Origin of the sequence: Luteibacter yeojuensis, assembly GCF_000964085.1 — a bacterium.
Taxonomy (GTDB): Bacteria; Pseudomonadota; Gammaproteobacteria; order Xanthomonadales; family Rhodanobacteraceae; genus Luteibacter; species Luteibacter yeojuensis_A.
The window spans coordinates 66,174-78,164 of sequence record NZ_JZRB01000028.1 but is presented as its reverse complement, the minus strand read 5'-3'; the positions used below and the strand labels follow the sequence as shown (position 1 = coordinate 78,164).

Genomic DNA, 11,991 nt, shown 5'->3' with positions numbered 1-11,991 from the left:
CGTCAATTATTCATATGAAGAGAACAAGCATGAAGACTGCTCTGGTTACGGGTATTTCTGGTCAGGATGGCGCTTACCTCGCCGAACTCCTTCTGTCGAAGGGCTACAAGGTGTACGGCACCTACCGGCGCACGAGTTCGACCAATTTCTGGCGTATCGAAGACGTGGGCGTCCAGGATAATCCCAACCTCCATCTCGTCGAATACGACCTGACTGACCTGGGCTCGAGCATTCGCCTTATGGAGCTCGCCCAGCCGGACGAGGTCTACAACCTGGCGGCACAGAGTTTCGTGGGTGTTTCGTTCGACCAGCCGGCAACGACGGCGCAGATCACGGGCGTGGGTGCGCTGCACCTGCTCGAAGCCATCCGCGCCGTGTCCCGCAAGACTCGCTTCTACCAGGCATCCACGTCGGAGATGTTCGGCAAGGTACAGGCCGTGCCCCAGAAGGAAGATACGCCGTTCTATCCGCGTAGCCCGTATGGCGTGGCCAAGCTCTACGCCCACTGGATGACCGTGAACTATCGCGAGTCGTACGATATTTTCGGTTCCAGCGGCATCCTTTTCAACCACGAGTCGCCGTTGCGCGGTCGTGAATTCGTCACCCGCAAGATCACGGATGCCGTTGCCAAGATCAAGCTCGGCAAGCTCGACCGCCTGGAGCTCGGCAACCTTGATGCGAAGCGCGACTGGGGTTTTGCCAAGGAGTACGTGGAAGGCATGTGGCGCATGCTGCAGGCTGACGAGCCGGATACCTTCGTGCTGGCGACGAACCGCACTGAGACGGTTCGCGACTTTGTAAGTCTCGCATTCGCCGCTGTTGGCATGACGATCGAATGGAAGGGCAAGGACGAGAACGAAACTGGCACCTGCGTTGAGACGGGCAAGATCGTCGTCCAGATCAATCCGCGCTTCTACCGTCCGGCCGAGGTTGAACTGCTCATCGGCAACCCGGAGAAGGCCGAGAAGATCCTAGGCTGGAAGCCGCAGACCACGCTCGAAGAACTCTGCCGCATGATGGTCGAAGCGGACCTTGTCCGGAATGAGCGCAATGCCTCCTACTAAGGCTGCGCCCATGAAAGTCCTGGTGACAGGGCATAAGGGGTTTACTGGCCGCTACGTTGCTGCCGCGCTCGCCGCGGCGGGGCACGTGGTGCACTCCCTTACGCTTGACCCCATGGACGGGGATTCAGCAAGTATTGATTTGTTGGACCGCCGGGCTGTTGCCGATGCCATCGAGGCGTCGGCGCCCGACGCCGTGGTACACCTGGCAGCCATCGCTTTCGTGGCGCATGGCGATGCAGAGCAGATGTATCGAACGAATGTCGTGGGAACACGGAACGTCCTGGACGCGCTCACGGCCGTTCCCACAAAGCCAAGGGCCGTGTTGCTCGCGAGCAGCGCCAATGTGTACGGTAACAGTGATGTCGAGCTGCTTGATGAGGCAGTGCCTCCTTCGCCGGCGAATGACTACGCTGTGAGCAAGCTTGCCATGGAATACATGGCGAGGCTGTGGTTCGACAAGTTGCCGATTACCATTGTTCGGCCATTCAATTACACCGGCGTCGGCCAGGCGGAGAACTTCCTGCTGCCGAAGATCGTGTCCCATTTCCGCGCTGGCAAGCGGGTGATCGAACTGGGCAATATCGACGTCGCCCGGGATTTCCAGGATGTGCGATTCGTAGCAGACGCCTACGCCCGGTTACTGACGGCCGGGGCTTCCGGTGAATTGGTTAACATCTGTTCGGGCGTCTCGGTTTCGCTGCAGCAAGTGGTTTCGATCGCCGAGCGCATCGCGGGTTATGACATCGAGATCCGTGTCAATCCGGCGTTCGTTCGAGGAAATGAGGTAGCGCGCCTCACTGGCGACAATCGCAAGCTGTCTCGCCTTGTCGGTGATCTGGAAATCATTCCGATCGAGGCGACCTTGCGGTGGATGTACGAACAATAGAAAAAGGGCGAGCCAATGGCTCGCCCTTTTTTTTAACCGACGGCGCGGTCAGTCGAAATCGATTCGTTTGACGAATACACCCAACGTCCGGCTATCCGAGTTCACACCGGCATCGCGCGGGCTGATAGCGTCGGGAAGGGACAAATCGATCTTGATCGAATCACCCTTGCCTACCTCCGTGGGTATGTTAAACGTCACCGTGGTGGGACCTGCCGTGCGCGCCTTCGCGACATCGGTGCCATTGATCGAGATGTTGACCGTCTGGGATCGCCCGTCCGGATTAAACGGCGCCAGCACGATCTTGCCTTCGTGCGGTGGGGCTACTTGTCCGACGACACAAGTGAAGGTCGCACGCTTTCCTTCTGTCCAGCGCCCGGAATCCTCGGGATGGCTGAAGCCGCTTACCGCGCTGTCAAGCACAAAGCCTCTGCTCGAAAGGTCATTCGACGCCTGGCAGACGTTCGAGAACTTCTTCAGGACACAAGCGCCGTCCGAAACGACGTAGCCATCGGACAGCCGGGTGCGTACACAGTCCGGGCTTGTCCACACGGAGTTCCCACGCGTCGATGTGAAAATGCTGCCCACCTTCCCGGGGTCCGGGAACTCTATGTTCCGCAGCGTGGCATATCCATTGCCGTAACGCTCGGATTCGAAGATGCCGATCGTTACGAGATAGGCTGCAACGTCCCCGATGGTGCCTAGTGGCAGGCCTCGTGCGTACGCTGGTTCCGTGCCTTGCAACACACCCATCTGCCGGGCTTGGGTCGCGGCGGCTTCGGCCGTGAGAAACGGGGCCGTATCCGTTGCCACGGGGCTGCCGGAGAAGTTGAAACACCAGAACGCCGTGGTGATAAGCGCCGGTTGCATCCAGCGAAGGCTCGCCGCTGTCTTCCGGAGTGGCTGGCGTCCGCGAGTGACGTAGACAGTAGCTGCGATGAGGGCGACGTCGAGTAGAAGGAAGGAGGCTAGCGCGAATCCATACTTCCGATAGGCGTACTCCGAACCATACCCTGCGGCGAATGCTGCAACCTGCAGGGCGAAGAGAGCCGAGATTGCGAGGCCTGCACAGGCGACGTGGCGGCTCACGGCCGCGATGCCCGCGTTAAAGAGCTTGTGGTTTCGGAACGAGGTGATGAGTAGGGCGAGGGACGCCAAGCCCGCGATAATGGCCAGGGCAACCAGTCGGGGCAGCGAGTTCAACAATGTGAGCGGGAGGTCTCCATTGTTTTCGCTGATGCCTCGCATAGCCGCAAACGCCGGGTGTTTATACAGTGCGGCGGCGGCGATAATCGCTGTAGCGCCCACGCTTGCCAAGCGAGGCCACATGGTTTGGCGTTCACTAATTGCCCGTACCAGCAACAGCAGGAGCCCGTAAGCAATGCCTTCGACGGCCGGGAGAAGGTGGACACCAGCGATTGCAAGCGACGCGATGATGATGGCCACGGGGGCGACGTATGAGAACCCGTGAATGAACTCGTACCGCGCCGCGGCGACGAGGATCGCCAGGAGCAAGGCTTGTGCGACCAGTTGCGAGTAGAAATAGTTACCAAGCAACTCGTGGCCGAAGAACTCGATGTGCAATGTGTAGTGGTTGACGGCGAGGATCGTGACAATGGCGACGGTGAGCGCCCATGATCCATGTCGGCCCATTGCCTTCGGCAGGAAGGCAATGGACGACCATGCTGCCACCAGGGCCGCCGATGCCATGAGTTGCATCGCGAGGAAAGGAGAGCCGACGACCCTTGCCAGCATCGCCGCGGCGATGTGGCTATAGCGTGGGTAGACCGACATCTCGCCCAGGATAGGCTGGGTGCTGGGCTTGACTTCCCAGTGCTCGAACAGCCAGTGCACGAGCGCATAGTGATGCGCCACATCTACGCTGGAGCTGTAGACGTGGCGTGTGGCGGCTATCAGTACGCCGAGGGCGACAACCGCCCAGGCCGCGAGGGTCCACGTAGAGTCGCCGGCGCCTGGCCGGCCCTGCACCTGCGCTTCAGTGGTGGCGGCGTCCTCTTCAATTGCCACGCGCGGTGCGTCCCGTGGCCAGGCGTTCAGCGACTCGCGAGCCCTCGCGAATGGCGTAGTTGGTTCCGCGGTCTTCCGGGTAGATCTGGGCCATGGTCGAGATGATGGCGTTCTCGTAGGGCGTCTCTTCTGCTGGGACGTAGGACGAGAACCCCCGCTCGGTTACAGGCTGGGCATAGTCGGCGCGCCAAATGCGGAACTCCTTAACCCATTCACGACGAAATGCCGGGAACATGCGCTCAAGATGGGGGAGCGCGTATTCAAGGTACTCCTCGTCATTCATCGACCATGTGGCATCCGACGTGGCAAGGTAGCGAGACAAGAACACGATGTGGCGCCCGGCATAATGAGAGCTGTCATCGAGGTTCGTGTGCTCGATCACGCCGACGAACGGAAAGCCCGGATCGTTGACATTGATCCAGTACGTATCGGAAAGACTGTGCGTGAGTTCCATGACTAGGCAGACGTTGCCAAGGTAGTTCACGCGCTCGAGGCTTTCCAGCCATGCGCGAGGAGCGTCCGGCAAGATCTTGGCGATGATCTTGAATGACGGCGTGAGCAGAAAATTTCCCGCCTGCACGTCGCCTGCCGGCGTCTTCAGCGCGGTGATGCGGCTACCATCGGTCGTGGCGCCGGTCACGGGCGTCCCATAGCGAATCTCGCCACCAAGTGCGATGACGCGCTCGGCAATGGCTTCTGCGAGGCGTCCAAAGCCGCCGCGGAAATAGGCAAGCTGCTCACCGCCCTTGGTATCTCGCGTGCTTCCGCGGAGTACGAGCTTCTTCCAGAACCAAACCGCGTTGATATCCTCTGCGAACACAGAGAACTTGGAACGAATCAGGGGCTCCCACACCAGCTCGAACACTTTCTTGCCGCAGAGGGGCTCCAGCCACTCGCGAATCGTGAGGTGTTCAATCGACTTCCAGTCCTTGACCTTGCGGACCTGGAAAACCAGCCACCCGAGCCTGATGCGATCAATGAAGGGCAGGGGGCTAAAGCGCAAGACGTCAAGGGGCGTGGACAGCTTCCATAGGCGCCCGTTGTAGTACATGCCCGTGCGCGAGGGGAGCGTAAGGATCAGGTCTTGCAGGCCGAGCTCTTCGACGAGCTTGGGTACGTAGGCGTCGTTGTTGAACCAATGATGGTAGAACTTCTCGATGCGCACGCCGTCATCGAAATCAAACGTTCCCGCAAGGCCGCCAGGCGTATGGTCGGATTCGAGGACAACGACCTTTTTTCCCTGCTGGGCCAGGCGCAATGCCGCAACGAGGCCGGTGAAGCCCGCGCCAACGATGGCAGTGTCGAACGATGGTGTGGTGCTCATGGGGTATCTCCGGCGGGTGCTTGCGCTGCTTGTCGGCGCGCAGCCCTGAATAGATTGCGATTGAAAAGCATGACCGTTGCGCCGGCCACCGTTGTAGGTAGCCACACGCCGAGGTGGCAGAGCACGGCGAGTGTCATCGCCTGCGTGGCCGTTCCACCCATCAGGTGCGCGGCGGTGAACGCAGCGAGGTGATAGGGGCCGACGTAGCCCGGTGACGACGGCACCAGTGTGGCGATCGTCGCCATGGACATCAGCAACAGGCCGCCCGGGAGGAACCAGGCCATCCCGATGCCTTGCATCAACGCCAGGTACAGGCCCAGCTCGCCCGCCCACGCGACGAAGGAGATGGCAAGGGCTGCGAGTACGGTACGCAGTCGCGAGATGGCCTGAAGTGCATCGATGAGGCTGGCAATGGCCTCCAGTGCGACGATGAGCCGTGCATGAAGCTTGCTTCGAGAACGCTCTATGAACCAGCGGAGCGATCGCACGATGGGTCCGGTGAAGAACACGAGACCGAGTAGCGCCGCGCTACCGCCAATGGCCAGCACCAGGACAATGTCGACGACAGATGCCGGAAGCGCGCCCTTTGGGAAGAAGGAGGCGGCGACGGCAAGACAAAGCAGCAGCGTCAGCAGGTCGACAAGCCGCTCAAGGACAAGCGTGGCCGTTGCACCGGTTTTCGTCACGCCAAGGGCACTCGGGAAGACCAGTGCTCGCACGACGTCACCAAGCCTGAACGGCAGGACGTTGTTTAGCGCTATCGAGGACAGGAACGGGCCGGCGCAGGCGGCAACGGAGACTTTCGGCCCGCAAGCCTGCAGCAGGAGGCGCCAGCGCACGATTCGGCCGAGGTAGCCGATAGCGAGCGAGGCGACACCGACGAAAAGCCAAGGCCAGTTAAACGTTTCGAGTGCCTTCCCGACCTCATCGAATTTGATGTTGCGGAACACGAAATACAGGCAGATCGCCGATAGACCGCAACCGACGAGCAGCCGGACTGCGCCTCCGCGCCCCTTTGCCCTGCCGGAGGAGATGGTGGCAACTGGTTCGTCGAGCATGCGTCAGGCCTTCCAGGGCGCCTTGCCGGCATCCCACAGCGCCTGCAGCTCGCGCTTGTCGCGAAGCGTGTCGCAGGGCTGCCAGAAACCGTGGTGCTGGAATGACATCAGTTGGCCGTCCCGCGCAAGATTCGCCAGCGGTGCTCGTTCAAACGAAGTGTCGTCACCCTCGATGTAGTCGATGGCAGAAGGTTCGAGCACGAAAAAGCCACCATTTATCCAGCCGATTTCGTCCTGCGGCTTTTCTTCAAAGCTCGTAACCAATCCATCGGCACGCGTGTTAAGCACGCCGAACCGACCTGGCGGCTGGACGGCGGCGACCGTCGCAAGCTTGCCGTGCGCGCGGTGGAAAGCCAGCTCGGCGCTGACGTCGATATTCGAAAGCCCATCGCCGTAGGTCAGGCAGAATGTCTGGTCCCCAATATACGGGCGGATTCGCTTGACACGGCCGCCGGTCATGGTGTCTTGCCCGGTATCGATGAGCGTGATCTTCCAGTCCTCTGCTTGCGAATCGAGTACGTCCGCGTTACCGGTCCGCAGGTCGATCTCAAGATTGGCGGTATGGCGGTAGTAGTTGAAAAAGTACTCCTTGATTACGTATCCCTTGTAACCGAGGCAAATCACGAATTCCTTAATGCCGTGCTGGGCATACGTCTTCATGATGTGCCAAAGCAGCGGCCGTCCACCCACCTCGACCATGGGCTTCGGTTTGAAGTCGGACTCTTCGGCGATCCTTGTGCCGAGACCGCCTGCGAGAATGACTGCCTTCATCGTGTTGCTCCTTAAAGTTTGAGATCTTTGGCGTCCAGATTTACGGAATCCTGGACGATCGCGATGGGTTCTTGGCGCAGGATTCGATAAATTCGCAGGAGGTATTCCCCGAGAATGCCCAGCAACAGCGACTGGAATCCAATGCCGAAAAGAATGAGGATGTGGAGGCTCGCGAGACCGCGTGGAAAATCAGGGAACAAGAGCTTCAGCACCAGGTAGTAAATGGTGCCGAGCGCAGATAACGACAGGATGGTTACGCCTGCGACCGTGGCAAGGCGTAACGGCACCAACGAATGATTGAACACGCCGGTAAGCCCCAACCGAATGAGTTGGGCGACGTTGAATTTGCTGGTCCCCGCCGTACGGGCCGCCCGATCATAGCTAACGCCAATCTGGCGGAAACCCATGCCCGCGATCAGTCCACGCAGGTACGGTTCCGCGGAGCGTTGGCGCAGCAATGCCTCTATGGCCTTGCGATCGACCAATCGGAAGTCGCCAGCATTGCGGGGAATCGGGTGCTCGCTTATGCGGTCGATGAACCAGTAACCCGCTCTCCTGAAGGCATGGATCAGCTTGCCTTCCGGACGCGCCTGACGGACGCCGTAAACGACGTGGTATCCCTGCTTCCAAAGTGCGAGGAACTCCCGGAGAAGTTCCGGCGGGTCCTGGAGGTCCGCGTCGATCTGTAGCACGGCATCGCCGCGCGTATGCATGTAGTTCGCGAGAATGGAGCGCTGGAAGCCGAAGTTCTTGGAGAACCGAATCGCCCGGACCCGGTCGTCGCGGGCAGCGAGCTCCTGCAGCATTTGCCATGTCGAGTCGGTCGAGCTGTTGTCGGTGAACACAAACTCGAGGCGGCACTCGTCCGCCATGGTCGCGCCAAGCGCATCCAGGCGGGCGTAAAGCGCGGCGATATTCCCTTCCTCGTTATAGACGGGAACGGCGATTGAGATAAGCGGAAGGTCATTCATTGGGTTGCACGCCGGTTGCCTGGATTAGTTCGGCGACTGCTTGCGCAATAGCCTCATCGAACGCAAGGGCGGGGCGCCATCCGGTGCGATCTAAAAACTTCGTGGGATCTCCTACCACGCGCGGGAGGTCATCGGGCCGCATCGGGATCGCCCCAAACTTAAGGCGATCAGTTGTCACGCCCATCCCCAATGCCACGCGCATCGCGAAATCTCGGACCGTATGCGCCTCGCCAGAGCAAATGTTGTAGTGCCCGGATGCGAGGTTGCCAAGCGATGCCGATTGCAACGCAGCGAGGATGGCTCGGCATGCGTCGTCGACGTGGACGAAATCACGTACCTGACTTCCCTCCGAAAGTGGCACGTCGTCGCCCTTGCGAAGCGATTCCACGAGGGACGGAAGTAGCCTGTGCGCAGCTTCACCCGGCCCGAAGATATTGAATAGACGAAGATAAACGACCGGCAGGCCAACAGTAGCCCCGGTAGAAACAGAGAGAAGCCCGCCCGCCGCCTTCGTGGCGCCGTAGAGGCGAATGGTTTCCAGCGCGGCCGTTTCACTGACGAACTCCGCCTCGCTGGGTGCGTACTCCGCATTCGTGCCGGTGCAGACGAACGCATTTGCACCTAGTTCATGGGCCAGCATCGCCATCTGCGAGGGCAGTACGGCGTTGGCGCCGATGAGGGTCGCCGGGTCCCGGTCACCCGGCTTAACACCTGCGGCGGCAAGATGGACCACTGCCTCGATAGGCTGGGCGCGCGCCACGGCGGCTACCGCGAGCGGGTCCAGTCCAGGGAGGCAATGATGCGTAAGCCCGGGCCTTGCAATGGAAAGCGGGCGGCGCCCCACGGAGACGATGGAGTAACCCGCTCCGAGCAGGTGATCGACAAGGCGGCGACCGATAAAACCGGATGCTCCGGTTAAAAGTATCGAGGACATCAGTTATCGCGAACTTGCGCGTGGAGCGCCGCTCGCCACTCGCTGATCTGGTCCATCGTGAGTTCCCGCGCGGTCCGGCGACCCTCGTGGAAATCCCTGTACCAAGAGGCCGTGCGGCCGATCGTACGCTCGACGTCCCACGCAGGCTGCCAACCAAGTTCGTCACGAGCGAGCGTGCTATCCAGCGCGAGCAGCTGGGCTTCCTTGGCTGGATTGTCCAGGTAGCGAAGGTCTGGTCGCTTCCACGTGGCGGAAAGCGCCTCGAGCACCCGGCGAACGGTGAGTGCGCGCCCATCCGCTGGGCCGAGGTTCCAGGCCCGGGCAGCGGATGCGTCGGTCATGAGCTGGGCCGCCAGCATCATGTAGCCCTGCACGAGTGCCAGGACATGCTGCCACGGACGGGTGGCGTCCGGGTACCGAAGTGTTAGTGCCGATCCATCTGCGACGGCACGTACAAAGTCGGGTACAAGCCGGTCTTCGGACCAGTCGCCGCCGCCGATGATATTGCCGCCGCGCGCGGTCGCTATGGGCAGCGGGCTGCCTGCGGCGGTGGTGAACGCGTATTGATAGCTCTTGATTACCATTTCAGCGGCCGACTTAGAGGCGCTGTAAGGGTCCTTGCCACCCAGCCGGTCAAGTTCGCGGTAGGGCCATGGCCATTCCCTGTTCTCGTAGACCTTGTCCGTGGTGACGCAGACAATCGCCTGCAGGCTGTTGAGCCGACGAGCTGCGTCGAGGACATTGAGCGTCCCCATGACATTGGCGTTGAAGGTCTCGAAGGGGTCCCGATAGCTACGTCTCACCAGCGGTTGTGCTGCCAGATGCAGGACAACATGCGGGTCAAAGTTGCCGATGGCCTCGCCAAGCGCGTCGCGATCGCAAATATCACCGATGACGGACTCGACCTTGTCTTCAAGGCCGAGTTCCTTCCAGAGGCTTGGACTTGTCTCTGGCGCAAGCGAGTAGCCGCGAACCGTGGCCCCGATGCCCGCCAGCCAGGCGGCAGCCCAGCTACCAGTGAAGCCTGTGTGGCCGGTCAAGAAAACGCGCTTGCCTTGTAGCGTGCGCTCAAAAGGGAGGAGGTCCGTGAAAGCCATCGATAATTCCATGAGCGGCAGCGAGCAGCAGCGAGGTTGATGCAGTGGGGCTATTAGCCGATCGCGGATTCTAGCTCAGGCAGGATCTTGAACAGATCACCCACCAGGCCGATATCGGCGATCTCGAAGATCGGCGCCTCGCCGTCCTTGTTGATGGCGACGATGGTGCCGGCGTCCTTGATGCCCGTGAGGTGCTGGATGGCACCGGAGATGCCCACGGCGATGTAGAGCTCCGGCGCGATGATCTTGCCGGTCTGGCCCACCTGCATCTCGTTCGGGACGTAGCCGGCGTCGACGGCGGCGCGCGAGGCACCCACGGCGGCGCCAATCTTGTCGGCGAACTTGTAGATGATCTCGAAGTTTTCCTTCGAGCCCACGCCACGGCCACCGGACACGACCTTGGCGGCGCCCTGCAGGTCGGGGCGGTCGCTCTTGCCCTGCTGCAGGTTCACGAAGCGGGTGTGCGAGGGCAGGGTGGCGTCAAGCGACAGCGCCTCGACCGGTGCGTTGCCGTTGCTGGCGGCCGCCGGCCACGAGGCCGTACGGATGGTGGCGACCACGGTGGAACCGGCGTCGACATCCACGGTGACGATGGCGTTGCCCGCGTAGATGGGGCGCTTGAAGCTGTGCGGGCCTTCGACGGTCATGACGTCGCTGACCTGCGACACGCCCAGCAGGGCGGCCACGCGCGGGGCGAGGTCCTTGCCGAACGTGGTGGAAGGTGCGAACACGTGCGAGTAACCGGCGGCGGCCTTGGCCACCTGCGGCGCCAGCACGGCGGCGAGGGCGTGGGCGTTCTCGGCCCGTGCCACGGCCAGCACCTTGGTGACGCCGTCGATCTTCGCGGCTTCGGCGGCGATGGCTTCGGGCGCATCGGACAGGACGATGATGTCGATGGCGTCCGGCTTCGCTGCGGCGGCGGCGCTGACGGCACGGGCGGTGGCGGCGTTGAGCTTGCCGTCGAGGTGTTCGGCGATGACGAGGATCTTGCTCATGGGGTGTGCTCCTGTGCGGCTGCCTTACAGCAGGCCCTTCTGCTTGAGGGCCGCGACGAGGCCGGCGGCGTCATTCACCATCACGCCCTTGCTGCGCTTGGCCGGCGCGGCATAGTGCGTGGTCTTGATGTGGTCGGCGGCGTCGACACCCAGCGAGCCCAGCTCCACCACGTCGATGGGCTTGCTCTTGGCCTTCATGATGTCGGGCAGCTTGATGAAGCGCGGCTCGTTGAGGCGCAGGTCGGTGGTGATGACCGCGGGCAGGTCGGCTTCGATGGTCTCCAGGCCGGCATCCACCTCGCGGGTGACCGTGGCCTTGCCCTCGGCGATCTCGACCTTGCTGGCGAAGGTGGCCTGCGGGCGATCCCACAGGGCGGCCAGCATCTGGCCGGTTTGGTTGGCGTCGTCGTCGATGGCCTGCTTGCCCAGGATGACCAGGCCCGGCTGTTCCTTTTCCACCAGCTTGAGGAAGGTGCGGGCGGCGGTCAGCGGCGACACGGCGTCGGCGGTCTGCACGTGGATGGCGCGGTTGGCGCCCATGGCCAGGCCGTTGCGGAGGTGGGCCGTGAGGTCGGCCGGGCCGATGCCGACCACGATGACTTCCTCGGCCACGCCCTTCTCGCGCAGGCGCAGGGCCTCTTCCAGGGCGATATCGTCGAACGGGTTGGCGGACAGCTTGACGCCGTCGGTGACGACGCCGGAGCCGTCTGGCTTGACCTGGATGCGGACGTTGTAGTCCACCACGCGCTTATAGCCGACGATAATCTTCATTTAACGACCTTTTGACAGACGTTCGGGCCCGTACCGAGAAGGGCGGGCAGTTGAACCCCAGATTATAGCTCGGTAATGACTGCGCGGAATCGTGC

Annotated in this window: 11 protein-coding genes; 2 read left to right on the top strand and 9 right to left on the bottom strand. The window is 61.7% G+C overall.

The genetic code is table 11. The features are described from left to right. The first annotated feature begins 29 nt into the window (after nucleotides 1–29). Together gmd and VI08_RS13370 are read left to right on the top strand one after the other, a co-directional pair. Nucleotides 30–1,064 (top strand): GDP-mannose 4,6-dehydratase, encoded by a 1,035-nt coding sequence (gene gmd, locus VI08_RS13375; RefSeq protein WP_045830093.1) that lies wholly within the window; start codon nucleotides 30–32, stop codon nucleotides 1,062–1,064. Nucleotides 1,065–1,074: 10 nt separating this feature from the next. Then, nucleotides 1,075–1,950 (top strand): NAD-dependent epimerase/dehydratase family protein, encoded by an 876-nt coding sequence (locus VI08_RS13370; protein ID WP_232309549.1) that lies wholly within the window; start codon nucleotides 1,075–1,077, stop codon nucleotides 1,948–1,950. Nucleotides 1,951–1,998: 48 nt separating this feature from the next. Here VI08_RS13370 and VI08_RS13365 read toward each other — a convergent pair whose 3' ends face one another. Genes VI08_RS13365 through VI08_RS13325 form a run of 9 tightly spaced genes read right to left on the bottom strand, consistent with a single transcriptional unit; the run spans nucleotide 1,999 to nucleotide 11,896 of the window. Beyond that, entirely contained in the window at nucleotides 1,999–3,975 is a 1,977-nt protein-coding gene (locus VI08_RS13365; protein WP_045830091.1) for a hypothetical protein, read from the bottom strand. After that, nucleotides 3,965–5,299 (bottom strand): NAD(P)/FAD-dependent oxidoreductase, encoded by a 1,335-nt coding sequence (locus tag VI08_RS13360; RefSeq protein WP_045830090.1) that lies wholly within the window; start codon nucleotides 5,297–5,299, stop codon nucleotides 3,965–3,967. Before VI08_RS13360 ends, VI08_RS13365 begins: the two co-directional genes overlap by 11 nt. After that, the gene (locus VI08_RS13355; RefSeq protein ID WP_045830089.1) at nucleotides 5,296–6,357 is read right to left on the bottom strand and encodes a lysylphosphatidylglycerol synthase transmembrane domain-containing protein; all 1,062 of its coding nucleotides are present in this window, start codon (nucleotides 6,355–6,357) and stop codon (nucleotides 5,296–5,298) included. The genes VI08_RS13360 and VI08_RS13355 overlap by 4 nt, the downstream gene beginning before the upstream one ends. Before the next feature lie 3 nt (nucleotides 6,358–6,360). Next, on the bottom strand, nucleotides 6,361–7,128 hold the full coding sequence (gene rfbF / locus VI08_RS13350; protein ID WP_045830088.1) for a glucose-1-phosphate cytidylyltransferase: 768 nt from the start codon (nucleotides 7,126–7,128) through the stop codon (nucleotides 6,361–6,363). An 11-nt stretch (nucleotides 7,129–7,139) separates the two neighbouring features. Beyond that, nucleotides 7,140–8,099 (bottom strand): glycosyltransferase family 2 protein, encoded by a 960-nt coding sequence (locus tag VI08_RS13345; RefSeq protein WP_045830087.1) that lies wholly within the window; start codon nucleotides 8,097–8,099, stop codon nucleotides 7,140–7,142. Then, nucleotides 8,092–9,033 (bottom strand): NAD-dependent epimerase/dehydratase family protein, encoded by a 942-nt coding sequence (locus tag VI08_RS13340; protein WP_084621500.1) that lies wholly within the window; start codon nucleotides 9,031–9,033, stop codon nucleotides 8,092–8,094. The genes VI08_RS13345 and VI08_RS13340 overlap by 8 nt, the downstream gene beginning before the upstream one ends. Then, a complete protein-coding gene (gene rfbG / locus VI08_RS13335; protein WP_157006749.1) occupies nucleotides 9,033–10,130 on the bottom strand; it encodes a CDP-glucose 4,6-dehydratase in 1,098 nt (365 codons plus the stop codon). The genes VI08_RS13340 and rfbG overlap by 1 nt, the downstream gene beginning before the upstream one ends. 53 nt (nucleotides 10,131–10,183) lie before the next feature. Continuing rightward, nucleotides 10,184–11,125 (bottom strand): electron transfer flavoprotein subunit alpha/FixB family protein, encoded by a 942-nt coding sequence (locus tag VI08_RS13330; RefSeq protein ID WP_045830084.1) that lies wholly within the window; start codon nucleotides 11,123–11,125, stop codon nucleotides 10,184–10,186. Nucleotides 11,126–11,149: 24 nt separating this feature from the next. Continuing rightward, the gene (locus VI08_RS13325) at nucleotides 11,150–11,896 is read right to left on the bottom strand and encodes an electron transfer flavoprotein subunit beta/FixA family protein (RefSeq protein ID WP_045830083.1); all 747 of its coding nucleotides are present in this window, start codon (nucleotides 11,894–11,896) and stop codon (nucleotides 11,150–11,152) included. Between the last annotated feature and the right edge of the window lie 95 nt (nucleotides 11,897–11,991).